This window comes from [Phormidium] sp. LEGE 05292 (assembly GCF_015207735.1).
In the GTDB taxonomy this organism is placed as follows: domain Bacteria; phylum Cyanobacteriota; class Cyanobacteriia; order Cyanobacteriales; family Aerosakkonemataceae; genus Floridanema.
On sequence record NZ_JADEWG010000047.1, the window covers coordinates 1 to 26,607 of the forward strand.

27 protein-coding genes are annotated in these 26,607 nt (G+C 42.1%); 10 read left to right on the plus strand and 17 right to left on the minus strand.

Annotated features, from left to right (window positions below):
- Positions 1–113: 113 nt before the first annotated feature.
- From IQ264_RS14960 to IQ264_RS14985, 6 genes are all read right to left on the minus strand, one after another.
- On the minus strand, positions 114–638 hold the full coding sequence (locus IQ264_RS14960; protein WP_193981591.1) for a protein jag: 525 nt from the start codon (positions 636–638) through the stop codon (positions 114–116).
- 5 nt (positions 639–643) lie between these two features.
- Positions 644–1,792 (minus strand): membrane protein insertase YidC, encoded by a 1,149-nt coding sequence (gene yidC, locus IQ264_RS14965; RefSeq protein WP_193981592.1) that lies wholly within the window; start codon positions 1,790–1,792, stop codon positions 644–646.
- A 225-nt stretch (positions 1,793–2,017) separates the two neighbouring features.
- Positions 2,018–2,398: a PH domain-containing protein gene (locus IQ264_RS14970; protein ID WP_193981593.1), complete on the minus strand. Its 381-nt coding sequence runs from the start codon at positions 2,396–2,398 to the stop codon at positions 2,018–2,020.
- On the minus strand, positions 2,385–2,831 hold the full coding sequence (gene rnpA / locus IQ264_RS14975) for a ribonuclease P protein component (protein WP_193981594.1): 447 nt from the start codon (positions 2,829–2,831) through the stop codon (positions 2,385–2,387). The genes IQ264_RS14970 and rnpA overlap by 14 nt, the downstream gene beginning before the upstream one ends.
- A 34-nt stretch (positions 2,832–2,865) precedes the next feature.
- Complete coding sequence (gene rpmH / locus IQ264_RS14980; RefSeq protein ID WP_073594336.1) at positions 2,866–3,003, minus strand: 50S ribosomal protein L34; 138 nt, start codon at positions 3,001–3,003, stop codon at positions 2,866–2,868.
- A gap of 77 nt (positions 3,004–3,080) precedes the next feature.
- Positions 3,081–3,611: a DUF2808 domain-containing protein gene (locus IQ264_RS14985; protein ID WP_193981595.1), complete on the minus strand. Its 531-nt coding sequence runs from the start codon at positions 3,609–3,611 to the stop codon at positions 3,081–3,083.
- Positions 3,612–4,339: 728 nt separating this feature from the next.
- Here IQ264_RS14985 and IQ264_RS14990 point away from each other — a divergent pair.
- From IQ264_RS14990 to IQ264_RS15000, 3 genes are all read left to right on the plus strand, one after another.
- Positions 4,340–5,500, plus strand: a complete 1,161-nt coding sequence (locus IQ264_RS14990) for a Re/Si-specific NAD(P)(+) transhydrogenase subunit alpha (protein ID WP_193981596.1) — start codon at positions 4,340–4,342, stop codon at positions 5,498–5,500.
- Positions 5,501–5,601: 101 nt separating this feature from the next.
- Positions 5,602–5,895 (plus strand): NAD(P) transhydrogenase subunit alpha, encoded by a 294-nt coding sequence (locus IQ264_RS14995; RefSeq protein ID WP_193981597.1) that lies wholly within the window; start codon positions 5,602–5,604, stop codon positions 5,893–5,895.
- Positions 5,896–6,097: 202 nt separating this feature from the next.
- A complete protein-coding gene (locus IQ264_RS15000) occupies positions 6,098–7,501 on the plus strand; it encodes an NAD(P)(+) transhydrogenase (Re/Si-specific) subunit beta (protein WP_193981598.1) in 1,404 nt (467 codons plus the stop codon).
- A gap of 74 nt (positions 7,502–7,575) precedes the next feature.
- Here IQ264_RS15000 and IQ264_RS15005 read toward each other — a convergent pair whose 3' ends face one another.
- Positions 7,576–8,760 (minus strand): homospermidine biosynthesis protein, encoded by a 1,185-nt coding sequence (locus IQ264_RS15005; RefSeq protein ID WP_193981599.1) that lies wholly within the window; start codon positions 8,758–8,760, stop codon positions 7,576–7,578.
- Between the two features lie 207 nt (positions 8,761–8,967).
- Here IQ264_RS15005 and cobO point away from each other — a divergent pair, with 207 nt between their 5' ends.
- On the plus strand, positions 8,968–9,633 hold the full coding sequence (gene cobO / locus IQ264_RS15010) for a cob(I)yrinic acid a,c-diamide adenosyltransferase (RefSeq protein ID WP_193981600.1): 666 nt from the start codon (positions 8,968–8,970) through the stop codon (positions 9,631–9,633).
- Between the two features lie 21 nt (positions 9,634–9,654).
- On the opposite strand, the gene IQ264_RS15015 is transcribed toward cobO, so the two are convergent.
- Entirely contained in the window at positions 9,655–10,242 is a 588-nt protein-coding gene (locus tag IQ264_RS15015; protein ID WP_193981601.1) for a hypothetical protein, read from the minus strand.
- Positions 10,243–10,684: 442 nt separating this feature from the next.
- Here IQ264_RS15015 and IQ264_RS15020 point away from each other — a divergent pair, with 442 nt between their 5' ends.
- Both IQ264_RS15020 and IQ264_RS15025 read left to right on the plus strand, forming a co-directional pair.
- Positions 10,685–10,822 (plus strand): hypothetical protein, encoded by a 138-nt coding sequence (locus tag IQ264_RS15020; RefSeq protein WP_193981602.1) that lies wholly within the window; start codon positions 10,685–10,687, stop codon positions 10,820–10,822.
- 80 nt (positions 10,823–10,902) lie between these two features.
- Positions 10,903–11,493, plus strand: coding sequence for an SMI1/KNR4 family protein (locus IQ264_RS15025; RefSeq protein ID WP_193981603.1), 591 nt, complete (start codon positions 10,903–10,905; stop codon positions 11,491–11,493).
- Between the two features lie 173 nt (positions 11,494–11,666).
- Here the strand turns inward: IQ264_RS15025 and IQ264_RS15030 are convergent, their stop codons facing one another.
- From IQ264_RS15030 to IQ264_RS15040, 3 genes are all read right to left on the minus strand, one after another.
- Positions 11,667–12,653, minus strand: coding sequence for an RNA polymerase sigma factor, RpoD/SigA family (locus IQ264_RS15030; protein ID WP_193981604.1), 987 nt, complete (start codon positions 12,651–12,653; stop codon positions 11,667–11,669).
- Between the two features lie 773 nt (positions 12,654–13,426).
- The gene (locus IQ264_RS15035; protein ID WP_193981605.1) at positions 13,427–15,163 is read right to left on the minus strand and encodes a helicase HerA domain-containing protein; all 1,737 of its coding nucleotides are present in this window, start codon (positions 15,161–15,163) and stop codon (positions 13,427–13,429) included.
- 177 nt (positions 15,164–15,340) lie between these two features.
- Entirely contained in the window at positions 15,341–16,132 is a 792-nt protein-coding gene (locus IQ264_RS15040; RefSeq protein ID WP_193981606.1) for a glutathione S-transferase family protein, read from the minus strand.
- A 315-nt stretch (positions 16,133–16,447) separates the two neighbouring features.
- Here IQ264_RS15040 and IQ264_RS15045 point away from each other — a divergent pair, with 315 nt between their 5' ends.
- On the plus strand, positions 16,448–17,053 hold the full coding sequence (locus tag IQ264_RS15045; protein WP_193981607.1) for a fasciclin domain-containing protein: 606 nt from the start codon (positions 16,448–16,450) through the stop codon (positions 17,051–17,053).
- Positions 17,054–17,164: 111 nt separating this feature from the next.
- On the opposite strand, the gene IQ264_RS15050 is transcribed toward IQ264_RS15045, so the two are convergent.
- From IQ264_RS15050 to IQ264_RS15075, 6 genes are all read right to left on the minus strand, one after another.
- Complete coding sequence (locus IQ264_RS15050) at positions 17,165–17,716, minus strand: hypothetical protein (RefSeq protein ID WP_193981608.1); 552 nt, start codon at positions 17,714–17,716, stop codon at positions 17,165–17,167.
- Between the two features lie 43 nt (positions 17,717–17,759).
- The gene (locus IQ264_RS15055; RefSeq protein ID WP_193981609.1) at positions 17,760–18,146 is read right to left on the minus strand and encodes a hypothetical protein; all 387 of its coding nucleotides are present in this window, start codon (positions 18,144–18,146) and stop codon (positions 17,760–17,762) included.
- A 39-nt stretch (positions 18,147–18,185) separates the two neighbouring features.
- Positions 18,186–18,512, minus strand: coding sequence for a hypothetical protein (locus IQ264_RS15060; protein ID WP_193981610.1), 327 nt, complete (start codon positions 18,510–18,512; stop codon positions 18,186–18,188).
- A gap of 144 nt (positions 18,513–18,656) precedes the next feature.
- A complete protein-coding gene (locus tag IQ264_RS15065) occupies positions 18,657–19,040 on the minus strand; it encodes a hypothetical protein (RefSeq protein ID WP_193981611.1) in 384 nt (127 codons plus the stop codon).
- A 145-nt stretch (positions 19,041–19,185) separates the two neighbouring features.
- Positions 19,186–19,569: a hypothetical protein gene (locus IQ264_RS15070; RefSeq protein WP_193981612.1), complete on the minus strand. Its 384-nt coding sequence runs from the start codon at positions 19,567–19,569 to the stop codon at positions 19,186–19,188.
- 145 nt (positions 19,570–19,714) lie between these two features.
- On the minus strand, positions 19,715–20,098 hold the full coding sequence (locus tag IQ264_RS15075; protein WP_193981613.1) for a hypothetical protein: 384 nt from the start codon (positions 20,096–20,098) through the stop codon (positions 19,715–19,717).
- Positions 20,099–20,371: 273 nt separating this feature from the next.
- Between IQ264_RS15075 and IQ264_RS15080 the strand changes: the two genes are divergently transcribed.
- From IQ264_RS15080 to IQ264_RS15090, 3 genes are all read left to right on the plus strand, one after another.
- A complete protein-coding gene (locus IQ264_RS15080; RefSeq protein ID WP_228061557.1) occupies positions 20,372–22,369 on the plus strand; it encodes an AAA-like domain-containing protein in 1,998 nt (665 codons plus the stop codon).
- Between the two features lie 44 nt (positions 22,370–22,413).
- Complete coding sequence (locus IQ264_RS15085) at positions 22,414–22,785, plus strand: hypothetical protein (protein ID WP_193981614.1); 372 nt, start codon at positions 22,414–22,416, stop codon at positions 22,783–22,785.
- A gap of 372 nt (positions 22,786–23,157) precedes the next feature.
- On the plus strand, positions 23,158–26,547 hold the full coding sequence (locus IQ264_RS15090; RefSeq protein ID WP_193981615.1) for an AAA-like domain-containing protein: 3,390 nt from the start codon (positions 23,158–23,160) through the stop codon (positions 26,545–26,547).
- Positions 26,548–26,607 lie beyond the last annotated feature (60 nt).

The window sequence follows — 26,607 nt, forward strand, 5'->3', positions numbered from 1 at the left end:
TGTGTATAAGAGACAGGGGGATGGGGGGATGGGGAGAAATTTACCCTTTTATCCCTGGAGTCCCTCTACCCCTCTGCCCTTTTGCCTTCTGCCTTCTGCCTTCTGCCTTCTTACTAGCGCCGTCGCACCACCAAACGACGGTCTGGTTCTTTACCCCGACTATAGCTTTCTAAATCGGTGAACTCTTTCAAAAAGGTATGAATTTGTCGTCTTTCTGCGGCAGAAAGTGACTTCATTTCAAACTCTTGACCATTGGTGCGTACTTGCTGAATGGCGTACTCTGCCAAAGCCAAAAGTTCTGCTTGTCTGCGAACTCGGTAGCCATCCAACTCAACGGTATAAGCAGCTTGTTCATCATGCTCTTTACCCATATTGAGAATGGCATTAACTAAATATTGAATGGCATCTAAAGTGGCACCTTCATTGCCAATCAATATTTCAATTTGCGATCGCGACAGGTTGGTTTCATCAATTGTTAACCAGTAGCTAGCTGGTTCTTCTGGTTCTTCTGGTTCTTCTGGTTCTGCTAAGTCTACTTGTGTTTCAGCTTTTTGGGCTTTAACCATAGCTGGAACTTTGATTAGTTTTAGCAGTTCTTCCAGCCATTTTTGACCACGTTGTATGCGAGTGTCCGTCATGAAAACTAACCCGAGGCTTTTTTCTTAGAACGACCTGGTTCAAATGGGAGTGCCTCTCTTTCCTTAGCAGTTGCTTCTTTTTCTTGAGCTTCCACTAATTTTTGTAGATTTTCTGGCAATGGTTCCCTAGACAAAATAAAGGTCTGAGCGGTTTGAAAAATATTAGCAATCACCATGTACATTAATACACCAGCGGGTAATGGGAAGAATAAAAACATTCCCGAAAATATCACTGGCGTAATTTTATTTACCGTATCCTGTTGAGGATTGGAAGTAGCACCTGGTTGTTGTCCTGAGAGTAGCTGGTTGATATATAAGCTAATACCAAAAAACAGCACCATCCCCACGATATCCCAGTGGATAGCACCGTCTTCATCAAATGCTCCAACTCTTCCCAAAGCGTCGATAAATAGAAATCCTTTATCAGATGCTAAACCTGGAATTGTTCCCTGAATAGTGGCATCACCTGGTTGTAAGGCTTCTATATTGCCATTGGCATCTATTTTGATCCGCTCTTCGCCTTTTGTAACCTTCCAAGTCGGAACCAGTTTCGTTTCTGGAGATTCTGTTACTAAAGCTTCTAAAGGTTTACCTGCCGGAGTTTGAAAATCTAATTTAGTTTTCTCACCCACTGCGAGTTTATTTCCACCTGGTAATAAAGCAATCACTGGAGCATGGCTGCTATCAGCGAAATAAATATTTTGAGGTGCGGTGGAAAAAGCTTGTTTTTGAACTTGCTCGATTTGTTCTTTGGGTAGTACTTGAACATTCACGGTGTAATTTATATCCGAGAATGGTGAACCACGCAAAGTAGCAAATAGGGCAAATAGTACGGGCATCTGTACTAGTACGGGTAAGCAACCTCCCAATGGGTTGCCAAACTCTTTGTAGACTTTGCCCATTTCTTCTTGTTGCTTTGCTGGGTCGTCTTTGTAGCGTTCTTGAATTTCCTTAACTCGCTTTTGCATTAGCGGTTGGGTGACTCGCGTCTGGCGCATACTGCGAATTGATTTAGCACTTAGGGGATAAAGTGCGAAACGAATCACCAGAGTCAGCGCTACGATAGCCAACCCATAGCTGGGGACGATCCCGTAGAAGAAATCCAGGATCGGCAGCATTACGTTGTTGGAAAGAAAACTTACACCAAAATCCATGCTTATGAAGTCTACCTACAAGCGCTGTATTGTCTTTATCTAATCTATCTTGTGAACCAGCAGTATTAGGGGATAACTGCCTAAACTAGGGGAAATTGAGCAGGGAATGAAAAAGCTTTTTTGTTGGCTTCGGTTCCCTTTTGCCAAGGCGGTTAAGGCAAGATAAAAAGCCAAAACCTTTGTTTTAACGGTTTTTCCCTTGGAGCCTTCTGCCTTCTGCTATAACTACCTGGTAGTTGTTGCTGGCTTAATTTTGGCTTTTTCGGTAATGTAATCGTAAATTTCGCGGAATTTAGGAATTGCTCTGAGTTCTAAACGGCTACCGTCTTTCAAAACTACTACCATGTCTCCCCACAAACCTATGCCACGAGGGACTTTTTTCACTTCGGCTATTTCCGAGTAAATGATGTCAGTGCGGTCTTGTCCACGAAAGCCGCCTGTGACGGAGATCCGTCGATCGGTAATTCGATAACGCAGCCACAGGGCACGAGCGATCGCACCTACGGTTAACGGCAACCCAATTACCGTCAGTCCTATGAGAATGTTTAAAATTAAATCTCCGATATGAGGACCGCCCTCATAGTAAACTTCTTCACGAATACCCATTGAATACCTCAGCTTCTACCAACAACTGCTCTAATTCTTGCAGAAATTGATGATATTCGCACTGCGTAGCTAATGGTTTTACTACTATTACTAGTAACCAACCGGGAGCAACTTTGGGTAAGAGTTGCCGAAAAGCTGCTTTTAGCTGCCTTTTGATCCGGTTTCGCACAACTGCCCGCTTGCTGACTTTTTGGCTGATGGAAATGCCCATCCGGGATGGAAGTTGGGACTGCGCGATCGCTGTATCATTCCCCTGAGCAGCAGTAGCAGCCGCAGTCGGCAATCTCGAAAGCGACTGCTTCCCTGATTCCACTTTGGCTGACTGCCGCAAGGCTCTTAAAGTTAAATGGGGTGTGCTACATCGCATCCCCTTGCGGAATAAGGCAGAGAAGTCCTGCCTATTTTTTAGTCGATGTGCTTTTGGCAAAGCCACAGGCGTTTTTATTCCTGCCTCAAATAGCCTGACATTAAACTGCTAAACGATAACGACCCTTTTTCCGACGGGCTTTGAGTACTAATTTTCCATTTTTGGTTCGCATCCGGGCGCGAAAACCAGAAGTTCTCTTTCTCTTACGGCTAGTGCCGTGTAACGTGCGTTGGGTCATTACGGGTTCTCCAAGCTGGCGAGCCTAAAACAATTCAAAAAGTCACAATCTCTTATTTTATCACCGATTTTCCGTACCTAATCAATACTTACCAACCAAGTGCCGATATAGCGCATCAAAGGCACATCACCCGGAGTCATAATGCTGCAATTAAAGTAAAACATTCCCCCTGAAGAAGGGTTTTTCACGTTGGAGAGAACTAACTCCACGTCGTTACCTGCGGGGACTGGTTCTCTTGGGAAAATTTGGATCGTCCGGTTTTCCTTATCCCAGGTGACTTCATCAAGCTTGACAGATTTGCCTTTAACTTTCACCTCAACGTCTTTGGTGTCAAATGTACCTTTGTAATAGTCAGGATAAGAAATCGAAAACTGCGAAACGGCTAATTTCATCTTTTTATTCGGAATTTTTAGCCGATACCGATCCCAAGTGTTGATTCTCCCACCAAAGTCTAAGCGAAACGGCAGTTGATTTTCGCGAGGTGGCCCACCAAATAGGGTAAATCCGGGAAGGCTATCTGCCCAGACAATGCTAGAAGTCCCCGTGAGTAAGCAACTCGTCACTGCTAAGGCCGAAAGGATACGTCGAAAAGAAAACTGCAAAGACATAGCACTAGATTCTGTTATAGCTTCGGAGTAATGGTTTGTTACCAAACTTAACTTACACTCAATTTACGATATTTAAAGATGTTTTCTAAGTGTTAGTGGTTCCGGCAAAGCAACTTTGATTATAGGGGATCAACTCAGAAAGTTGCGTCAGTAAGGATAAAAAATAAAGCTTTTTTCCCAAATTTGTCCTGAAAAATCTTAGTTAACTTTAATAGGACTTACGGAAAATCAAGGATTGTAGGAGCGGGTTTTGAACTAGGATGAGTTGTGAAATGCCTAATTTATCAACTCTCACCCGCCCCTACACCTCTAATTGACTGCTTAAGTCCTGTTTCAGTTTGTTAAATAACAATTTAGAAAATTCGGTAATCAAAGTAACATTATTTGATGAAAATCATATTTCTAAATGTGTCTAATTGTATATAAATCTTATATGAATATTAAGAAAATAGAGGTAAACAGGCAAATTAAGTAAAGAATAGGTATTTTCTCATTAGCCAAACTATGAATCTATAAAATAAGTTAAAGAGAATACCCCAAAATTTGGGGATCAACATAGGATGAAAAAGTAGAAGAGTTAACAGGGCGAATTAGATTGAATTGCGGCAGCGCTATCAAGAAACTGAATCATGAAAATGTCCAAATAACTAAATTGGAAGGAAAAACTAGCCACGCACTAAATTTGTAGTTTGGCTACAGAGAATTACTTAAACTAGCAAGGAGGTTCAATGAAATTAGCAGTTGCCAAAGAAATTGAAATGGGTGAAAATCGTGTAGCCCTAATACCTGACACTGTGGCTCGGTTGGTTAAACAAGGAATAGAAGTGTGGGTAGAAGCTGGTGCTGGTGAGCGATCGTTTTTTGCTGATGAAGCATACACAACAGCAGGAGCAAAAATTATTTCCGACCCGTATACTTTATGGGGTGAAGCTGACATATTGGTAAAAGTCAGCCCACCTCAAGAACGGGAAGGTAGGCATGAAGTGGATATGCTGCGAGAAGGTGCGGTTTTAATCGGTTTTACTAATCCTTTGGGAAATCCTACTTTGGCGCAAAAATTAGCCCAACGTCGCATCACTAGTTTGAGTATGGAATTAATTCCCCGTACCACTAGGGCGCAAAGCATGGATGCGCTTTCCTCCCAAGCTTCAGTGGCGGGATACCAAGCAGCATTGATTGCAGCAGCGGCGGCACCGAAGTTTTTCCCCATGTTAACAACTGCTGCGGGAACGATCGCACCTGCCAAAGTATTTATTATCGGTGCCGGAGTTGCGGGTTTGCAAGCGATCGCCACCGCCCGGAGACTCGGTGCAGTGGTGGAAGCTTTTGACATTCGTCCTGCGGTAAAAGAAGAAGTACAAAGTCTGGGCGCTAAATTCGTAGAAGTAAAATTAGACGAAGAAACGGTGGCAGACAACGGTTACGCGAAAGAGATTTCTGAGGTTTCTAAACAGAAAACTCAAGAAACGATCGCCGAGCACGTCAAAATGTCTGATGTTGTAATCACCACCGCCCAAGTTCCAGGAAGGAAAGCACCATTACTAGTTACTGAAGAAATGGTAGCGCAAATGAAGCCCGGTTCAGTAATAGTTGATATCGCCGCTGAACAAGGGGGAAATTGTGCTTGCACTCATCCTGGGAGAGATATTCGCTATAACGGTGTAACAATTATTGGCACGATTAATTTGCCTTCTTCGACCCCAATTCACTCTTCGCAAATGTATGCGAAAAATATTCTGACTCTGTTGCAATACTTGATTAATAAAGAGGGAGAATTAATCCTCAATTTTGAGGACGATATTGTGAAGAGTACTTGCGTTACTCACGCTGGGGAAATTCGCAATCAAAAAGTACAAGAAGCATTGGATCAATTGCGGGTAAATGCTTAATTAAAGGGACTGGGGATTAGGGACTGGGGACTGGAAATTTTGACAATTACTCAATCCCTAATTACCAGTCACTAATCAGCAATTTTTAGGAGTTTTAAACGATGACGGAAACATTAATTGCGGCTTTGTTTGTGTTTGTTCTTGCTTCTTTTACTGGGTTTGAAGTGATTAACAAAGTTCCGCCAACTTTACACACGCCTTTGATGTCTGGTTCAAATGCGATTTCGGGAATTGCTGTGCTAGGTGCGATCGTTGTTTCCGGCGAACGTAATACTAGTTTGACAGTAATTTTGGGTTTAATTGCGGTGATTCTGGCAACGGTTAACGTTGTCGGCGGTTTTTTGGTGACAGACAGAATGCTGCAAATGTTTAAGAAGAAGGAAGCTAAGGCTTAGTTTGGTTTATTAGGCTTCTGGCAAATGGCGAAATCTGAATTTTTTACCACAGATGTCCACAGATGAACACAGATTGGGTTATCTGTTTTTGCTAGGGGTTTTTATTGAACCGCAAAGGACGCAAAGAGCGCGAAGGAAGAGAAGAAGAAAGAGAAGTTCTCTCGATTTGCATAGTTACTGAAAGTAAGAAGAAAGAAGGAATATGACTGATTTTTTGCCGACTGGAATTCAGCTGACTTATTTAGTAGCAGCATCTCTGTTTATTTTGGGTTTGAAAAAGTTGGGATCTCCAGCAACCGCCCGTGCAGGTAATGTTTGGGCAGCGGTGGGGATGTTTTTGGCTATTGTGGCGACTTTGCTCGATCGCCAAGTGCTCAACTATGAAATGATTTTAATTGCGATCGCCATTGGCAGTGTTATTGGTGCTGTTGTTGCCTATAAAGTGGCAATGACGGAAATGCCCCAAATGGTTGGTTTATTGAACGGTTTAGGCGGTGCAGCTTCCGCACTTGTCGCTGTTGGGGAATTTTGGCGACTTTTGGGTAGTGGCGAACCCATATCTTTGGATTCTAATATTTCGATGCTGCTAGATGTGTTAATTGGTGGTGTCACTTTTACAGGTAGTTTTATCGCCTTTGCTAAACTGCAAGGGATTATGAGTGGTTCTCCGATCACTTTTTCCTTACAACAACCGTTTAACGCTTCGCTTTTAATCGGTTATGTAGTTGGTAGTGGCTTTTTGATTCTCGATCCGGGTAATTTACCAATATTCTTGGGAATTGTGGTAATTTCTCTGATTTTAGGCGTAATGTTCGTTATCCCCATTGGTGGCGGCGATATGCCAGTAGTAATTTCGCTGTTGAACTCGTTTTCTGGTTTAGCTGCTGCTGCTGCTGGTTTCGTGGTGATGAACAATATGTTAATCATCTCTGGTGCTTTGGTGGGCGCTTCTGGTTTAATCCTTACTCAAATTATGTGTAAGGCGATGAACCGTTCGCTGGCAAATGTGCTGTTTAGTGCTTTTGGTACTGGTAGCGGTGCAGCGGCGGGTGCAGCAGGTGGCGCAACCGATCAAACTGTCCACAGCATCGATGCCGAAGAAGGCGCGATGATGTTGGGTTATGCGCGTTCTGTGGTAATTATTCCTGGTTATGGAATGGCGGTGGCGCAAGCACAACACGCAGTTCGGGAATTGGCAGATCAATTAGATAGGTTGGGTGTGGAAGTAAAATATGCTATCCACCCAGTTGCCGGAAGAATGCCGGGGCACATGAATGTGTTGTTGGCAGAAGCAAATGTGCCTTATCCCCAACTGTACGATATGGATGATATTAATCCTCAGTTTGATCAAACTGATGTAGCTTTGGTAATTGGGGCGAATGATGTGGTGAACCCAGCGGCACGTCATGATAGTGCTAGTCCTATTTATGGTATGCCGATTTTAGATGTCGATCGCGCTAAACATACGATCGTCATTAAACGCGGCATGAGTACTGGTTTCGCTGGCGTAGAAAATGAGTTGTTTTACAAAGATAAAACAATGATGCTTTTTGGCAGTGCGAAAGATATGGTGGCGAAGTTAGTTTCTGAAGTGAAACAGCTTTAGGAAATTTCCATTGCGTAGGGCAGGCATCTTGCCTGCCATTTTTCTAACAAGCAATGACAGGCAGGATGCCTATCCTACGGCATTAATCTACCAGTAGGATAAGTTGCAGGTTCCTCTTCAGGAGTTGAAGTAGCCATAGTTGTTGGTACTTCTTCCGGTGAATTGGTTTTCACTTTTTTGTAATCAGTAATCAGTTTTTCCATCATTTCACCCCGCCGATCGTACAATCGTTTTAAAGGTCGAGGTTCGCATTGATTAATCACGTAAGCAGCAATAATGGGAACTGCGATCGTACTATCGGTATAACAAACAATTGTATCGGGTAATTCTTCAGGATCGACCTTTCCCCAACTCACAGCTTCAGCCGGAGTTGCACCAGATAAACCACCTGTATCGGGACGTGCGTCAGTAATTTGGACAAAGAAATCATGACCTCTTTCTTCTAAACCTAAAACCTCATGTAATTGGGGTTGAGTTTGTAATAAGAAATTCTTCGGACTACCGCCACCAATAATTACCGCCGCGCTTTTACCTTCAGTTTGCGAATTACCAAATTCACGGGCACAATAGGCGATCGCAGCTGTCTCATTCACATCTATTGCTGGATCGATTACTAATTCCGAACCGTCCAAAGCCATCGCCGCCACATTCATTCCAATAGAACTATCACCAGGCGAAGAAGTATAGATTGGAACACCACATTCATAAGCAGTAGCCAACAAGCAAGAATTTTGCACGCCAACTTGCTTTTCCACTTCCCGCACATACTTACCCAAAAGATAGTGAAACTCCGCAGTTCCCATGCGTTTTTGGAAAGGTTCAGCTTGCAAAACCTTCCGTACAAAAGCATCAGTTTCCAACAAAACATCGTAGCCAAAAGTAATATCATAGATGCGAATTGTGCCTTCCTCACGCAACTTCACATCATCTAAAAACGGACTACTAGAATACAAATCAAAACCCAAACCAAAGTGGATATCATGATAAAGATTCGCCCCAGTACTGATCATCCAATCAATAAAACCATTGCGAATTAAAGGTGATAAAGCTGCTACCCCCATACCCGCAGGAGTCATCGCCCCAGAGAGACTAACTCCCACAGTTACACCCTCCTGCAACACCTCCCGACTCAATAATTGACAAATTTCCCGCAACCGAGCCGAATTATAAGCAGTAAAATAATTATTTATCAGATCGACTACACTAAGATCCTTTGGAATAGGCGCAGGTGCAATTTTCCGACCACGCTTTTGCGACATTTTGGCACTCCTAAACAATAAATAGTAAATACGCCAATACTAATGCTACCTATATTTACTCAACTTCCCTCATAACCTTCAGATAACCTTCTTTCTCTCTTTCTTTCCTTCGCGTCCTTTGCGTCCTTTGCGGTTCAAAAAAAAAATCTCTCGTACCAAACAAATAATACTGCTCTACAATCTGAAATATTACCTGACACAAACCAAATGGAATTAAACAACTCCCCAGACTTAACAGCAGAACGCTTAAACGAAGAAGCAACCTCATCATCATTAAGCGAAGAACAATACAAGCGCAAAATGGAAAGGCGCAAAGAAGTTCAAGAACAACGCCTCGCCCAGCGCCACCTAGAAAAAGGATTAATAATCGTTCATACTGGCAACGGTAAAGGAAAAACCACTGCTGCTTTAGGGATTGTAATGCGATCGCTTGGTCATGGTTATCGAGTTGCGATCGTACAATTTATTAAAGGAGCTTGGGAACCAGCAGAAAAAGCAGTCTTAAGTCACTGGCCCGATCTGCTAGAATTTCATGCAATGGGCGAAGGTTTTACCTGGGAGACTCAAGACCGCCAAAGAGATATCCAAAAAGCTGAACAAGCGTGGGAAAAAGCCTTAACTTTTATCAGTAACCCAGAATTTAAATTAATCTTACTCGATGAAATAAACGTAGCTCTAAAATTGGGCTATTTAAAAGTAGAAAATATTCTCGCCGGATTAACAGAAAAGCCAGAAAATTCTCATGTTATTCTCACTGGTAGAGGCGCACCCCCAGCATTAATTGACCAAGCTGATTTAGTTACCGAAATGACACTAATTAAGCATCCATTTCGGGAACAAGGAGTCAAAGCCCAACCAGGAATTGAATTTTAAATTGAACTAAATTAAGCTGTTTTATCTGCCCCAAACTTGTTCCTGCATATCAGCTTTACACATTCCTAAAATCCGTTTGTCATTAGCGCTCACGTTCGCAATTTGGCGATAATTTTGCAGTGTGACCGAGTAGGGAACAGAAACTTGGTCAATACCTTGATAGTTACCTACAGCCGCTACTCTAGCAGCAGGTTGTTTTTCTGGAGGAGTTGAGTCAGCAGTTTCCACCATTGGATCGACCATTGTTACATTTAAGCGTTGCGCCTGAAGCGTGCCATGAAAACAGTTAAATTCGGAACGAGGCATATAAACTGCACCAATCACCCGACCATTACGGATCTCGAATACGACATACTCCTTACCAATCTCTTCTGGCTTGGCAGACTGACCATAGAGATATACGCCATTACTGAGATTAGCTGACGCAGTAGTGTTAGTTCTTGTTTGGGCTACTTGCGTTCTAACTGTGGTTGGTGTATCCTTCTTTGGCGTAGCACTAACATCACCAGAGCTAAAACCTGTCATCAGCATCAAGGCGGCGAGGGAAATTTCTACACCTTTGAATTTTTTCCCTAATTGTAAAGAAGTATGAATAGTATGTTTAATCATGGTTATTGCCCCTGATGAACTTAATTTGCTTGTGAATTCGCCATTATGGGACTGACACACCACCCATTACAGGTAGCTTTTGGAGATTCAATCTGCATAAATCCTCATAATTTCAAGTTACAGGAAAATACAGGTTTTACACTTCACTCTACTGGTTGATTGCTCATATTCCAATGGAGGATTTTTACCTCACCACTATTAGTTACCTATCTAAATAGCGGCACGGTATCTCCAATAGAGGGATTCACTGAGGGCAAAACAGATTTCTGATTTCTGTTACAAAACTTTACGAATATTGTCAGAAAACAAAAATGGCTTTGGTTTTGGGGACTAGGGACTGAGAACTGAGATTCTTGCGATCGCTTTTTAGCCTTTGTGTGAAAACGATTGCTCGCAACCAGCATTCTCATTCAAGAAAGCAAACCTTCTGAACTGATCGTAGTTGCGGCGCACTTTAACAGAGTTAAATGATGCTGTCGCCCAAGATGCTCGAAGTGGCAATTTAGAGCAAAGCAATCGGGTACGCGATCTGCTGGTTCAGGTAAAACGTGAAATTTACAAACTGCTTTCAGAGCCGTAATTAGGAAGTGCAGATGTGTTGATTTCGCGATCGCATTGTATCCTTCAACTTAATGCGAGAGTTCTTTATGGGGTAATATTATGTCAGCTTTAACCGATGCTCTAAACCGCATCATGAAATGGCTTCAACAAAATAGCCCGATTTGTGCGTCAAGTTTTCAGTCAGGCTTATCACCCGCAGAAGTTGAAAAGAAGCTAGGTGAGCTACCTTTTTGTGTATCTCGTGAAGTCCACGAATTATATCAATGGCGTAATGGTACTAATGATAGGTGCGGTGTTTTTGTATATCACTACTTGCTAGATCTAGACACTGCTTTGCAATATTCACAAGAGTTTAATGATTCTTATTGGCTTGAAGTTCGAGAAGAAGATGGAGACCCTCTTTACCTGTTTCTAATATTTGATTTTGAAGGTGAGTATTTTGCTGTTACAGGTAGTAGCAGTCCAAATGATGCTGCTCCTGTTTTTCATGTAGGTGATGATTGTTCAGTGAAGTTTGCTTTCACAAACCTTACTAATATGATGTTGGCCTTAGCTGAGTGCTATGAGACGGGTGTTTATGCAGTGACTTCATACGAGGACGTAGAAGTTACAGATGAGGCTAAGTTTGGCGAGATTCGCCGTAAGCACAACCCTGGTTCGGTTAAACAGCTATATGCTGGGGGATGGTAACGTTGTTTGGCATCGGTTGTAGAACAATTCGCTGCAAGTGGATTGTGGAATTGGTGCAAGATCTAGCGCCCAAGCGCAACAACGTACTTTTTCAGAAAAAATTTAGGGACAGGTAGCAAACAAACTACCTGTCCCTTTTTCATTTTGCGTCAGAAACTAACTAACACTTTGCCTTAACTCGCAAGATATTCGCGGACGTTAGCACGGTGACGGCGCAGGTGATCCAATGCTTGGCGTTCTAGCTGTCTGACTCTTTCCCGACTGAGATTGAGTTGTTCACCTACTTTAGCCAAAGATAGAGCATTTCCATCAGCTAAACCAAAACGCAGGCTCAGTACTTGCCGTTGTTGGGGTGTCAGTTCTGCCAAGAGGTCTTCGAGGTCTTGACGCAGAGACTCTTGGGTGATGAAGTTTTCTGGAGATGGGCCGTCATCTTCCAAAAGGTCGGAAAGTTCGGTATCTTGGTTATCACCAACGCGCACATCCAGAGAAATTGGCTGACGAGCAATAGTTAAGTATTCGCGGATCTGACTGGTGTCGAGTTCCAGAGATGCGGCAATTTCTGAAGGAGTAGCGCTGCGACCAAGTTGTTGGGAAAGTTCTCGTTGGACTTTCTTGATCTTATTCAGTTTTTCGGTGATGTGGATGGGAAGACGAATGGCGCGTCCTTGTTGAGCGATCGCTCTGGTAATCGCTTGTCTGATCCACCAGTAAGCGTAGGTGGAAAACTTGTAACCGCGCATGGGGTCAAATTTTTCGACACCTCTTTCTAAACCTAGAGTACCTTCTTGGATCAAATCCAAAAATTCTAAGTTCCGCTTTTGGTATTTTTTGGCGATCGCAACGACCAAGCGCAAGTTAGCTTCAATCATCTTTTGCTTGGCTCTCTGTCCCCGCCGAATCGCATCAGAAACCTCTGCTTCACTCAACTGGACATCATCTGCCCATTCCTTGCGAGAAGGTTCACGTTTCAAACTGGTCGCTAAGGCTTCCTTCGCTTCCAGCAGGGTCATCATTTGTTGTACCTGCTTGCCATAGACGATTTCTTGTTCACGGGTGAGCAAAGGTACTCGTCCAATTTCCCGCAGATAGGTACGAACCATATCAGCAGTGAATTTGGGGTTGGCATTGGTTGTTTTTTCGGTCTTTACAGTGGGCATGGGTGCTTAATCAACTCTCTTAGACAAACAATGAACTGGTGGCTGGGATGGAGCGGAAGCGGAACCAGAAAACTTGCTTAACAAAAGCTTAGTCTGATGGGTAAAAAAACTGCATCCTGCCATAGATGTAAGGGTTATTATCTTTTCTCTCAATACCAGAGAATTAGAATCAGGCTATCTGGGATAACTAAATTTTTAATTTTTAGCTTTGACCCAGGTATTTCGTCCCATCATTTGGCAAATAAAGAGGTAAGCTGTTTATTAGGGGTTTACTTGATGCCTCAACTCCTGGATTTTGAGGAGCGGGTAAGGATAGTAAATGAGCTGGAACCAGAAATACATCATGAAACCTGCTCCTTTAGACTCTTGGTTATAAATTTTTCAACTTGAACTCGTTATAAAATCGCTCTAGCCTAGCTTTGTTGTAAGTTTAGACAGCGATCGGGGACTTATGGTTCATCCTTACGTTTAATATTCCCCAATTCTCCTCAAAAATTTCGTTGTGAAGATAATCATTGCTCTATGCCTCTTCAATTAATTTAGGCATTCTCTCTAGTGCTCTATATATAAGGATGCCTTACTATCCTTGCCTTGAAAAGGTTTCGGCTTGTGGAATAACCGTACTTTTTGAGGCGTGATAAACGATCATAGCAAATGCGGAAGGTTTTGTGTAGGGGTTTTCTGGGAGTTAGGGACTGGAGATTGGGGACTGGGGACTGGGGACAAGGAGACAAGGATAATTTTTACTTCTGCCTTCTCCTTCTGCCTTTCTTCTAAAAGCCTAAGTCTGCTTTAGCGGCTTCGGCGGCTGCGAAAACTGCTTCGTCTGGCTGTTCTTCCCAGATGGTGTCGCCTATTTCTTGATAGAACTTTTCGTCGTAGGGACGAGTTCGCACGACTACTGGCATGGGGACGGCATGACCTAAAATTAAGGCTTGTTGTTTGGAGTCTAGTTTAGCTAAGACCGATCGCAAACTGCCAGCCCCAGAAACTCCGGTAAAAATCGCATCAATATCTTTTTCGTCGTTCAGTAAGGCAGTGATCCGAGTACCAATTTGGGACATGACTTCATTATCAATTCCCGAAGGACGCTGATCCACAATTAATAATGTAACAAAATATTTCCGCATTTCACGGGCGATAATCCCAAAAATTGTACTGCCGACAATTGCTGGATCGAGAAAACGATGGGCTTCTTCAATGGTAATTACTAATTGTTGGGGGCGATCGATCGGATTTTTAGTTTGCAGAAACATCTCTGCTTTACGGACATACTCTTTATGAATTCTTCTGGTGATCATATTCGTCACCAACATATAAGAAAGCATATCCGATTGCGAACCAAATTCAATTACTACGTGCTGACCAGCTTCTAAAGACTGTAAAATTGAATTAACATAATTTTTCGGACAAGTAGTTCGCATATATTTTAGGTTTTCCAGACGCAACAACTTGCGCTGTAAAGCCATAATTGAACCTTTATGCCCTTTCTTTTCTTCGCAAAAAACTTGGATATCCTCATTTGTCATATTTAACAATGTAATAATCCAAGACTTGCCGAATTCATTATGTAAAATTGTCGCATTATCTAACGCTGCATCAGAAAGCCCTAAATCATTTGCGACTAATTTAATATCTTCTATTTCGATTTGATCGTAACCTAAATATAACTCTTGAGCATCTCTAACACCACGTCGTTTGGTAGATTGCGGATCGAGAGTAAACATTTGCACTTGTCCGGGAAATAGTTGACGCAAACCTTTAACAGTGCTGAAAGCTTTGCCTTCTCGCACCGCTTCCCAACCATATTCCGAGTGCATATCAAAAATTAAATTAACTGCGGCTTGTCTGCGAATAATCCCTGATAATAATAATCTAGTTAAAAAAGATTTGCCAGTTCCCGACTTCCCAAAAACTCCATTACTACGTTCGACAAATCTTTCTAAATCCAGGCAAACTGGTACATCCATATCTAATGGTTGACCGATGGCAAAATTACATCTTTGGGGGTCATCTTCCCAGCCAAAAACGGTGCGAAAATCTCTTTCTTCTGCGTCGTAAACTTGGCTAAAGTGACTGGGAATGGTTTTGACTGGGCGTAGTTCTATTTCTTCGCTATTAGTATTTGGTTGAAATGAAGCTAAATTTTTCGCTGCTTCTGGTAAAGATTTGCGGGATTTACCATTGAGGGGGAAGAAAGCTGGGGGATCGGGAACCGGAGTAAACATTAACATAGGAGTGAGTTCGATCGTCCCATAAGTGCTACTCCCGGCGAGAATTTCCCTTAATAAATCATCACCAAAATCGGGAGGATTAGCAGTAATCCTTTGGCTAGAAGTGCCTAGTGCCACATCGGTGAGCATACAGAAAAAACGCGATCGCGTACCCTGCACCACCAAAAATTTCCCCACCCGCATATCTTCTACCGAAACATCCGGGTGCAAACGCACTTCTAAACCTTCACTCAGAGAACCTTGAATAACTGAACCTAATGGTTTGCCTAAAGTCATTTCTAATAGTTATTAGTCAATTGTCATTGGTCATTGGCAAAATTTTACTTTTGTTTCATGGTATTTGACAATTAATTTTTGTCCTAATTAGCAATTACAAATATATTTTTAGGTAGTTAAGTAGCGGAAATATTCAACCAGCTACCTACTACCTACTAACTACTACCTACTACCAAATTAATCAATTTGAATTGATGTCGGGCCAGAAGAGGGAGAACTAGTAGCAGTCAAAGGCTTGCGATATTGCGCGTAAAGTTGATCTCGCCAGTTAAAGAATGTGTCAAAAGCCATGCTGTCAGCAATTCCTGGGACTCCTTTTCCTCTGAGATTAGGTGGAATATCTAAATAAGGGCCATCAGGGAATTTGATATACATACTCAAACCCGCTACAGCAAAGTCTGCTAAAGTAGGTCGATCGCCAACTAAATAAGGTTTGTCCAACAGCATCATTGACAAGGATTCTAAGATTTGTTTTAGGTCATCCAAAGCTGATTGAACCACATCTGAAGTCATACCCACTCCCAACCCTAAAACATTTAACAAATCGCTGGGTACTGCTGCCACCAACTGTTTGAGAAAGTCTGGTGTGGTGGTGGGCAAAATTGAGGTGCGGAAGTTTTGACTTTGACTCAAACCGCTAAATAGCGCCTTCCGACTTTTCTGCCCAAGAGATTCATCAGCTAACTCTTCAAGCAGGAAACAAAGGGCTCTTTGTTGGGGGTTGGTGGGAAGAATTGGTCTTTCTGGGTACTGACGCTCTAGGTATTTGGCGATCGCAGTTGAGTCAGCAATGATTTCACTACCATCTTTAAGCACAGGTACTTTTCGCTGACCAGACATTCTGTAGAGGTCTATTTGACCAATTCCCGGCGTAACCTCAATCTTTTTATAGGTTAGCCCCTTGTAGTCTAGAATTAGTCGGACTTTCTCGCAATAATGCGATATTTCAAATTGGTATAGCTCTAGCATTTCGCCTTTCCTTGAGCATTTTTTCTAACTATGAAAGTTTATCCGATCGTAGCTGCTATATTCACCTGACTTTAGTTAGTAACCAATGCTTAACCAAATAATTTTTGTTACTAAATATACAAATTCCTAAAAAGGTTGCCAACGTTCGCTTTCTTTACTTCAACCAGTGATTTTTCATCTTTACCAAAAGTAAAGTTAATAAAAATATATCCTGAGTTAGATCTTATTTGTTCATCTTTTCTTTACAAAAGATTATGAATTGATAGTTTAGTTTACAAATCCTTTACAAAAGGACAAAAAAGCAGGAGCAACATAATGAAAGCAGTAAACAGCCAGAATTGGATCAAAAAGCTGAGTGGTGTTGTTGCAGTAGCAGGAGTTAGTGCCTTCATTTCCCTGCCAGTATTAGTCCAAGCTCAATCTACACCAGAAAGCAGTCCTGGTTCCATGACCTCAGAGCCAGCAGCTGCGCCAGCATCAGAAGGTACATCCACTGCACAAGGTCAAACCATTGTAGCTCTCGCTTCTACCAACGATAATTTTTCTACCCTCAAAGCAGCTTTAGAAGCTGCTGGGCTAACAGAAACTTTAGCTGGACAAGGGCCATTTACCGTTTTTGCTCCCACAAATGCCGCATTTGAAGCATTAGGTAAAGAAAAAGTACAAGCTTTGTTGAAGCCTGAAAACAAAGACAAACTAATCAAAGTTTTGACTTATCATGTAGTTCCCGGTCAAGTTCTGTCCACTGAACTGAAGTCTGGAAAAACCAAAACTGTAGAAGGTGCGGAAGTTACAGTAATGGTGAAAGACGGCAAAGTAAAAGTCAATAATGCTCAAGTAACCCAAGCTGATGTTAAAGCTAGCAATGGAGTTATCCATGTAATTGATAAAGTTTTGTTACCTCCAGATTTGAAGTTGTAGTACTTCATTAAAGTGCATTAAGCAAGTTGTTGGGCGAAAGCTCTCTTACTCAATGGTAAGAGGGCTTTCGCCCAACAACGTACCTTTGAGTTATTGGTTTCACCCCTACTTTTAATGCACATTGATAATCAAAGTTTGTTTGAGTTTACCGCTACCACCAGTTGATTGACTTACCGATGTTCCCGGCACTTTTAACTCTATTGCAACTGAGGAATTTACTGGACTGTAGTTGCCTGCAATGAATAAAGTTCGTTTACCTTTGGAGAGAAATGGCGATATGTTTAGGGAAGTTTTATTGCCAGTAAATGTTCTCAAAATTCGGTCATCTAGAGCAATATATCCAACTATAGAAACCCCAGAATCAGCGGTAATTTCTATAGTATGAGGTTGTTCGAGATTTGCTGAATTGATATCGATCTCAGTAGTTTGTTCTTCTGAAGATGAATTGCTATTTGATGCAGAGGCAAAGCTTTGTTTGTCACGGCTGAAATCACAAATCATAAATGATAAAAATGATTGGTCAGCCATGTTTCTTTCTTGACAGGATACCTGCCTATACTCTCTGCTATTTGAGCCATTCAAACTTCCAGTAATTAACTGTTGACTATAACCTGTGAGGGAAGATAAAAAAGCTACAGCCAAAGCCAAAGTGATTAAATTCATATTTGCTCCTTGGTGCAAATTTTTTCCGGCAAGTCGCGCCAACTTAACGATCGATTAGATTTCTATATTTATCTGCTGGATTGCGGACATCGATTTGAGGATTGACTCGGATTTGAATCGTTCGACCACTGCCTGCTTGATTTTTTCCGTCCCCGCGAAGAGTCTGGCGGACATTTCTTTCTTGAACTGCTTGACCTGGACCGACATGAACTTGGGTTCCTGTAGTAACGCCGTAACTTCCAGTACAAGAACCTTCACTGCGTAGTTCTATATTATTGCGGCGTTTGGCTGGGCTCGAACCGCTGATGGAAACTTGTACAGATTGGTCTAGTTGTACGCACTGTCCAGAAGCAGAATTAGTAGCAGAAGGGCTAAAAATCAAAATACTGGAAACAGATAAGAAACCGAAAACTAGTGCTGGGAATTTCATGTTTATCTCCGAAAAATCTCTGATTTAATGACTTATGCTTTAAAAAGACCTCAGCGGTGACTGTATCATTGGTGGTGGATTTTCTTGGATCTGTAGTGGTGGTGGGATCTCTTGGTTTTGTGGAAAGGATCGGATCGATCGCGTTCTCACAGGATTGAATCTTTTATTTGGGCTTCGACCAAAGCGAGGCTGTGTAACATTGATGACGTTGATATTCTGAGTCACATTGTTGTTATTACCGATCACCGTAGAATCTTGCCTAGCTTGCTGAGAATTAGAGAAGCCAACAGTTTGGGCAAGTGAGGCAGTCGGAAAGGTTTCCAGAGTCAGAAAGCTGAATAAGGCGATCGCAACAGTTTTTTTCACTATCTTCTTTCCATCCAAAACACTCTTTAATTTGCATTGCGAATTTAATGAAGAGGAAAAAGTAGCCTTAGCCCAAGACGATCCAGCTTGATACTTGCTTTTTCCTCCAATGAAATCCTGCCAATTCAAGCTAAGGCTCTAATCTTAGATGCACCGCTGAGTGCAAAAAACTCTACGTCCTCTGACCGGAGCCGGAGCATTTCGATTGCTGCTGTTTTGGCGATTGACTTGATTAACTCGGTTGCCAAAACCGCTGCTACTAGCATCTTGAAATTGGTCTTGAACCACACCTTGATTGCCTCTAGTGCCTCGACCAATGGCATTGTTACTACTCTGGCTGGAAATTTGGTTAGTGCTGTTGTGACTTCCCGAAACATGAGATTGCTGTCTACTGGTTTGAATCACCGCATTATCACCACCACCAGTACTAACTCGCTGGCAGCAGGGGTCAGTGGCTCGGGCAGTTAAGGGAAACAAAGACAAGGTGGCAACAGTTAAAAAACCAACTACACAAGAATTCTTCAGCATTTTACTTTTTCCTTTGCGATCTATTGGAGTTACTGGCAAGAGCTTTTCTGCTATCCTCTGAAAATTGGGAAACTATTCAGTCCTCTGAGTGAGAAACTCGTCAAGAAAGTTGTTACAGTTCGTTAGATAAAATTGGTCAGGAACATTAGATGCACCGCTGAGTGCAAAAAACTCTACGTCCTCTTACCGGAGCCGGAGCATTTCGGTTGCTGCTGTTTTGGCGATTGACTTGATTAACTCGGTTGCCAAAACCGCTGCTACTAGCATCTTGAAATTGGTCTTGAACCACACCTCGATCGCCGCTAGTGCCTCGACCAATGGCATTGTTACTACTCTGGCTGGAAATTTGGTTAGTGCTGTTGTGGCTTCCCGAAACATGAGATTGCTGTGTACTAGTTTGAATCACCGCATTATCACCACCACCAGTACTAACTCGCTGGCAGCAGGGGTCAGTGGCTCGGGCAGTTAAGGGAAACAAAGACAAGGTGGCAACAGTTAAAAAACCAACTACATAAGAATTCTTCAGCATTTTACTTTTTCCTTTGTGATCTATTGGAGTTACTGGCAAGAGCTTTTCTGCTATCCTCTGAAAATTGGGAAACTATTCAGTCCTCTAAGTGAGCGCCTCGCCAAGAAAGTTGTTACAGTTCGTTAGATAAAATTGGTCAGGAACATTAGTGCCGTTGCGGGCAAGGAGCTTTACGTTTTTTAACCGGAGTAACGGGAGCATTTTGGGTGCTACTGTTTTGGCTATTCACTTGAGTGACTCGGTTGCCAAAACCGCTGTTATTAGAACTCTGACGTTCGTCTTGGAGAATACCTCGATCGCCTTTAGAAACTCGACCAGTGGTATTGTTACTACTCTGGCTGGAAATTTGGTTAGTGCTGTTGTGGCTTCCCGAAGTATGAGATTGCTGTCTACTGGTTTGAATCACTGCATTATCACCACCACTTGTACTAACTCGCTGGCAGCAGGGGTCAGTGGCTTGAGCAGTTAGGGGAAACAAAGACAAGGTGGCAACAGTTAAAAAACCAACTACATAAGAATTCTTCAGCATTTACTTTATTCCTTTGTCATCTAGTGGAGTTGCTTGCTTGAGCTTTTCTGTTACCCTCTGAAAAACTCTGAAAATATTCTGGCTTTTGACAAGAGCCTCGTCAAGAAGGTTGATACAATTCGTTACATCAGATTAAAGAAACCTGGTTTTTTCAAAAAACCTGGTTTCTGGACAAACAGGGAATAGAGAACAAATGTTTTGCCTAACCTTATCCCGGCTCAGATTGGTAGCTGATATATTAAGCTAAGGTGGAATCAGAGGTATTTATCTGGTTTGTCGAATCAAGTTTGTGAGGTTAAGGGTAGAGGCACGCTATGCGATCGCCTCTACAAAGTAAAACCCTGTTTCTCTCAGACGAGTTGGCAAAACTCAGCCGACTCAAAATCTGCTTCTTTCCACCTTTTGAACCTGTCGTTAAAAACTTTCCTGATGTTTTCCCGCCAATTTCTAGTTCAGATGGCTCACAGTCGCGAACTTTCTCCCGAACAAGAGGAAGTATTCTTGCTGCGGTTTGCAGAAAATCTGGACTACGAACAAATTGCTGCTCAACTGCAAACCTCTCCCGGTGCCTGCCTGAAACGCATGGGCCAAGTGTATAACAAGTTTGGCATCAGCGGATTGAACAGAGGCAAAGAGAATCGGCTGCGAATTTTCCTGATTCAGGAGTTGGAAAACCAGAGAATAGTAGAGCCTGATAAGAATGTGGCGCAGGAGCAATCTATTAGCCATTCGGGAAAAGTCTTAATTAGCTATCGCAGCCAAGAACCAGATAACACTCTGGCGCGGCAATTGTCCACTGCTATTTCTGATTTTGGTTACGAAGTATTCCCAGCGGAAGAAAGCATTAAAGTTGGGAAAAATTGGCCGCAACGCATTCAATCTCTATTAGAAGAATCGGATTTTTTACTGTTACTATTGTCTCCTCAATCTGCTTTCAGCGATATGCTGATTGAGGAATTAAGACAAGCTAAAGAAATGCAGGATTCTGGTGCTGATAGGAAACCTAAAATTTTAGCAATTCGGGTAAATTTTCCGTTCAATTCCCCGCTTAGTTATGACTTACGCAGCTATTTACAAACTGTGCCGCAACGGGAATGGAATTCGGAAGCTGACACCCCAAATATGGTGCAAGAAATCCTGAATTTGATGGCTGGAACTGAAAACTTAATTGATTCGTCTGCCATTTTAGATCGAGCTAGTTTACCAACTGCTTGGGAAAGTTATGATGGTCGTCCGCTGCCAGTAGCGAGCCCTGAATTACCTGAAGGACAGGTAGATTTGGCTTCTAACTTTTATGTTGAACGACCACCGATCGAAACTCGCTGTTATGAAATGATTTTACAACCAGGAGCTTTGATTCGGGTTAAGGCTCCCAGGCAAATGGGTAAAACTTCTTTAATGGCGCGAATTGTTCAGTATGCAGGAGATCGTGGATGTCGAACCGTAACTTTGAGTTTTCATCTCGCAGAAAAGGCAATATTCAAAGATTTGGAACTGTTCTTACGCTGGTTCTGTGCTTATGTTGGTTTGGAGTTACAGTTACCTAATAAGTTAGATGATTATTGGGATGATATTTTTGGCAGCAAGGTTAATTGTAAAGCTTACTTTGAAAAGTATTTGTTGCCAGAATTAGATCGACCGCTGGTGTTGGGGTTGGATGAGGTCGATCGCGTTTTCTTACATCCAGAAATTGCCGATGACTTTTTTGGACTTTTGCGTGCTTGGCATGAAGAATCTAAAAAGCGGGATATTTGGAAAAAGTTGCGCTTGGTAGTAGTACACTCGACCGAAGTTTATATTCCTCTCGATATCAATCAGTCTCCTTTTAATGTGGGATTACCAATTGAATTGCCAGAATTTTATAGCGAACAAGTGCAGGAATTAGCACGGCGCTATGGATTGGATTGGGATATCACCTCAGTTAAACAACTGATGGAAATGATGGGAGGACATCCATTTTTGGTGCGAGTTGCGCTGTATCATATTGCTCGCAAAGATACTACTCTAGCCGAACTGCTGAGATCGGCACCCACCGAATCGGGACTTTATGCCGATCATTTACGTCGTCATTTATGGAATTTACAACAGCATCCTGAATTAGCAATAGCAATGAGGGAAGTTGTTAGTAGTTCTCATTCTGTGAAATTAGAAGCAATTCTGGCTTTTAAATTACACAGTATGGGATTAGTCAATTTGCAAGGTAATGAGGTGAAACCGCGTTGCAATTTATATCGTCTTTATTTTCGGGAAAGATTAGAAAACGGAGGTTAAAAACCGCTCTTAATTTGACCTCAATGCAGTGGGGGGTACTCGCTATGCTGCAAACATTATTTTTATTGTCTGTTCCGACAAATATGCTCAAAGCTGATGAGTTCTCTGATGAAACTATCCAAGCATCTGGGCGTTCTTGCTCGATTTCTGGCAAAATATCTGGTTCTGGTTTAGATCGGGAACGCTCCGATTTTGTGGTGATGGCAAATAATAATAGCGATCGCTCATCCAAAGTGGCTCGGATTAATTCTAATCAACCTGCTTATAATTTGTCATCTTTGCCAGCAGGTCATTATGTGTTGCGGGTATTTCGCAACGAAGCGGGCTCTCTTCTTCCGGTGAGAACTTATCCTCGGCAAAGATTAATTAGATGTCGTGGTAATGAAATCAAAAATGTCGATTTTGAGCTAGAGTAAATATAGTTCCTCTTTCTCTAATCACTCTCAAGGTTATGGTTTAATATCAGCTACGCCTCAGCCGAAATCAGGTTTTTCCTGGGTTAAAATATCTCAAAAATCCGATCTTTTATCTACCGCATCATTGACAGTTTTAAGTTTGGCACACTGGGATAAGAGTTACCAAGACGTAAAAGTTTCTTGAGTTCAAATGTTGCATCTCTCAGTATCTAAGACAATCTTATATTCGTCACAAGGCATTAACGCACCCATAAAAGTTAGAGTACAACCATAGTATACGACCTGCGAAATTTTTAGGTGATCGCCAGCGGTTAATTCATCTAAACAAAGCCGGAGTAAAAATTTTAACTCTAATATTTATGTGGTGCTTTTATGAGAATCAATTTTAACAGCCCGGATTTTTCCTGCCCTTATAACTACAAATATCAAGTAGGTGGGAGTCTCCCTCCTAATGCACCAACTTATGTTAAGCGTCAAGCAGATGAAGATTTTTACCAATCTTTGAAATCAGGAAAATTTTGTTATGTGCTCAGTTCCCGACAAATGGGAAAATCTAGCTTACAATTGCGAACAATGCGCCGTTTAGAAGCCCAAGAAATAGCTTGTGCTTCGATCGACCTTTCCGAAATTGGGAATTGGAATGTTAATCAAAGTCAGTGGTATGCTGGGATAGTTTATTCTTTAGTAAACAGTTTCAATTTATTTGATCGAATCGATTTAAGGAGTTGGTGGCGCGAACATGAGTTTCTGTCTCCCTTACAGCGATTTAGTGAATTTATTGAGCGATTGCTACTTGTGGAAATTACGCAAGATATAGTTATCTTTGTTGATGAAATCGATAGTGTTTTGAGTTTAAGTTTCCCGATCGATGATTTTTTTATTTTTATTCGGAGTTGCTTCAACAAACGAGCAGATAAACCAGAATATAGAAGATTGACTTTTGCCCTTTTGGGAGTGGCGACACCATCAGATTTAATTAAAGATAAAAGTCGCACTCCGTTTAATATTGGGCAAGCTATACATTTAAAAGGTTTTCAGTTAGACGAAGTTCAGCCGTTAGCGGTAGGATTGGCGGCAAGAGTTAGCCATCCCGAAGTTGTGTTACCAGAGATATTATCTTGGACGGGAGGACAACCATTTCTCACCCAAAAGTTGTGTTATTTAGTGGCGAATGGGGATGGAGAATTGGGGATTGAAGAGTTAGTGCGATCGCAAATAATAGAAAACTGGGAAAGCAACGACGAACCGAAACATCTCAGAACAATCATCGAGCGGATTTTTAGAAGCGAACGCAACACCAGCCGATTGCTTGGATTGTATCAGCAAGTATTGCAACAAGGAGAAATTACCGTAGACCACAGTTTAGAACAAACTGAATTACAACTATCAGGATTAGTCATTAAAGAGCAAAATAAATTAGTTATTGCTAATCGGATTTACGGGAGAATTTTTAACCAAGATTGGGTAGAAAACGCCTTAGTAAATTTGCGCCCTTATGCAGAAGCACTCACAGCTTGGTTAGCTTCCGATTGTCAAGATGAATCCCGATTATTGCGGGGAAGAGCATTACAAAATGCTTTGGAATGGGCAGCGGAGAAAAAATTGAGCGATCGCGATTATCAATTCCTCACCGCCAGTCAAGAATTAGAGCGAAAAGAAGTTCAAAAAGCCCTAGAAGCAGAAAGAGAAGCCAATCAAATCTTAGCCACAGCCCAACAAAAAGCCAATCAAACAATTAAAAGAGGCTTAGCCGCATTAGCCGCTATTTCCGCTGTTGCCGCCACATTAGTACTAAACGCAGGCACAACAATTAAACAAGCAAGAGAAGGCAGCAAACTAGAATGGGAAGGAATTAGCGCCCTTAGACAATACGAATCGGAAGAAAAAGAAATTGAATCCTTACTGTTAGCCATGCAAGCAGGACAAGATTTGAAATCCCTAAGCAACAAACAAGCTTTACTACAAGAATATCCAGCCATCAGTCCTATTTATTCATTACAAACAATTCTCGATAAAATTAACCAACGGCATCAGTTTAAAGGACATCAAGGAGTAGTTTGGCGCGTCAATTTTAGCCCCGATGGAAAATACATTGCCAGCGCCGACGATGACGGCATTGTGAAAATTTGGCAGCGCACAGGTTTAAATGTAGCTAAATTGAAAGGGCATCGAGGAGAAGTATTTGATGTTAGTTTTAGCCCAGACGGAAAGCAGATTGCCACAGCGGGTGGTGATGGTACAGTTAGACTTTGGAACAAAGAAGGAAAACTATTATTTTCAATGCCAAGTCATGCTGGGAAAGTTTGGAGTGTGAGTTTTAGCCCTGATGGAAAAGCGATCGCCTCAGCCGGAGAAGACGGTATCATTAGAATTTGGAATCACCTTGGCAAATTAGTAACTCAGTTCAACTCCGAACAAAATCAAATTTGGAGCATCCGTTTTAACTCGAATCAGCAATTAGCAACTGTAGGAGAAGATGGCACTGTTAGGCTTTGGAATCAATCTGGTAAACTGCTGCATAAACTAACATCTAACACCAGTAAAATCAGAAACCTAAGTTTTAGTCCCAAGGGAGATTACATCGCCACTGGAGAAGAAGACGGCACAATTCGAGTTTGGCAGCAACAAGGCAAACAAATAGCACAAATCAACTCCTATCAAAGCAAAGTAACGAGCATAAGTTTTAGCCCCAACGGAAAACAACTTGCCACAGGTGGAGCGGATGGAACAGTGCGACTTTGGGATTTTTCAGGCAAACAATTAGCTAAATCGTACTCTCATCAGGGTCAGATTTTAAGTTTAAGTTTCAGTTCCGATGGCAAAGAAATTGCTAGCGGTGGAGATGATGGAATAGTGCGACTTTGGCAATTTTGGCAGAGAGGAGTATCTCGTTCAGTGTTGCAAGGCGGACAAATGCTTAAAAATGAAAGTGAGGAACTGTGGCGCGTTAGTTTTAGTAGCGACGGAAAACAAATTGCCACTGCCGGAGTTGATGGTAAAGTGAAATTGTGGGATTGGTCTGGTAAGCAATTGGCTCAATTCAAAAGTAATCAAAGTCGGGTTTTAAGCCTTAGTTTTAGCCCCGATAGACAAAAAATTGTCACTGCTGGAGCCGATGGTAAAGTAGAAATTTGGCATCGCCAAGGCTTCCGATTAACTGAATTTAAAAGCGATCAAGGTAGAGTTTGGAGCGTCAGTTTTAGCCCGGATGGAGAAGTAGTTGCCACCGCAGGTGATAATGGTACGGTGCGTTTTTGGAACCTATTTGGTGAGCCTTTGACTAAATTTAATTCGCACCAAAATCAAGTTTGGAGCGTCAGTTTTAGTCCCGATGGACAAGTAATTGCCACTGCTGGAGATGATGGGACAATTCGACTTTGGAATCGTTCCGGTAAGCTGTTGGAACAGTTTAATTCCCATCAAAGTGAAGTGAGAAGTCTGAGTTTTAGCCCTGATGGAAAACGCCTTGCTACTGCTGGCGCTGATGGTACAGTGAAGTTATGGTTTATTTCTGGTAAACCCCCTAGACAGTTATTAGCTAATTACAAAGTTTACGATCCGGGGGAAGTTTTGGCTGTAAGTTTTAGTTCTGATGGCAAGCATCTTGCTGCTGCTGGATCTGATATTAGCAAAATTCGCTGGTGGCGTGTGCAAGGATTAGATGAATTGTTGCAACGGGGATGTGTGTGGTTAAAAGATTATTTAGCTACTCATCAAGAAGCACGAAAACAACTTACTGTTTGTCATAGTTCTGGTAATTAGATTTGAGATTCAACGAATGAACAAGCTCAAAGCTGTCTACGAGTCTGTCAGATGTGTTTA

Excerpts from the sequence above, each read along its gene's own strand:
- IQ264_RS14960 (WP_193981591.1), bottom strand. The coding sequence starts at position 638 with ATGACGGACACTCGCATACAACGTGGTCAAAAATGGCTGGAAGAACTG.
- yidC (WP_193981592.1), bottom strand. The coding sequence starts at position 1,792 with ATGGATTTTGGTGTAAGTTTTCTTTCCAACAACGTAATGCTGCCGATC.
- IQ264_RS14970 (WP_193981593.1), bottom strand. The coding sequence starts at position 2,398 with ATGGGTATTCGTGAAGAAGTTTACTATGAGGGCGGTCCTCATATCGGA.
- rpmH (WP_073594336.1), bottom strand. The coding sequence starts at position 3,003 with ATGACCCAACGCACGTTACACGGCACTAGCCGTAAGAGAAAGAGAACT.
- IQ264_RS14985 (WP_193981595.1), bottom strand. The coding sequence starts at position 3,611 with ATGTCTTTGCAGTTTTCTTTTCGACGTATCCTTTCGGCCTTAGCAGTG.
- IQ264_RS14990 (WP_193981596.1), top strand. The coding sequence starts at position 4,340 with ATGAAATTAGCAGTTGCCAAAGAAATTGAAATGGGTGAAAATCGTGTA.
- IQ264_RS14995 (WP_193981597.1), top strand. The coding sequence starts at position 5,602 with ATGACGGAAACATTAATTGCGGCTTTGTTTGTGTTTGTTCTTGCTTCT.
- IQ264_RS15000 (WP_193981598.1), top strand. The coding sequence starts at position 6,098 with ATGACTGATTTTTTGCCGACTGGAATTCAGCTGACTTATTTAGTAGCA.
- IQ264_RS15005 (WP_193981599.1), bottom strand. The coding sequence starts at position 8,760 with ATGTCGCAAAAGCGTGGTCGGAAAATTGCACCTGCGCCTATTCCAAAG.
- cobO (WP_193981600.1), top strand. The coding sequence starts at position 8,968 with ATGGAATTAAACAACTCCCCAGACTTAACAGCAGAACGCTTAAACGAA.
- IQ264_RS15015 (WP_193981601.1), bottom strand. The coding sequence starts at position 10,242 with ATGATTAAACATACTATTCATACTTCTTTACAATTAGGGAAAAAATTC.
- IQ264_RS15025 (WP_193981603.1), top strand. The coding sequence starts at position 10,903 with ATGTCAGCTTTAACCGATGCTCTAAACCGCATCATGAAATGGCTTCAA.
- IQ264_RS15030 (WP_193981604.1), bottom strand. The coding sequence starts at position 12,653 with ATGCCCACTGTAAAGACCGAAAAAACAACCAATGCCAACCCCAAATTC.
- IQ264_RS15035 (WP_193981605.1), bottom strand. The coding sequence starts at position 15,163 with ATGACTTTAGGCAAACCATTAGGTTCAGTTATTCAAGGTTCTCTGAGT.
- IQ264_RS15040 (WP_193981606.1), bottom strand. The coding sequence starts at position 16,132 with ATGCTAGAGCTATACCAATTTGAAATATCGCATTATTGCGAGAAAGTC.
- IQ264_RS15045 (WP_193981607.1), top strand. The coding sequence starts at position 16,448 with ATGAAAGCAGTAAACAGCCAGAATTGGATCAAAAAGCTGAGTGGTGTT.
- IQ264_RS15050 (WP_193981608.1), bottom strand. The coding sequence starts at position 17,716 with ATGAATTTAATCACTTTGGCTTTGGCTGTAGCTTTTTTATCTTCCCTC.
- IQ264_RS15055 (WP_193981609.1), bottom strand. The coding sequence starts at position 18,146 with ATGAAATTCCCAGCACTAGTTTTCGGTTTCTTATCTGTTTCCAGTATT.
- IQ264_RS15065 (WP_193981611.1), bottom strand. The coding sequence starts at position 19,040 with ATGCTGAAGAATTCTTGTGTAGTTGGTTTTTTAACTGTTGCCACCTTG.
- IQ264_RS15070 (WP_193981612.1), bottom strand. The coding sequence starts at position 19,569 with ATGCTGAAGAATTCTTATGTAGTTGGTTTTTTAACTGTTGCCACCTTG.
- IQ264_RS15075 (WP_193981613.1), bottom strand. The coding sequence starts at position 20,098 with ATGCTGAAGAATTCTTATGTAGTTGGTTTTTTAACTGTTGCCACCTTG.
- IQ264_RS15085 (WP_193981614.1), top strand. The coding sequence starts at position 22,414 with ATGCTGCAAACATTATTTTTATTGTCTGTTCCGACAAATATGCTCAAA.
- IQ264_RS15090 (WP_193981615.1), top strand. The coding sequence starts at position 23,158 with ATGAGAATCAATTTTAACAGCCCGGATTTTTCCTGCCCTTATAACTAC.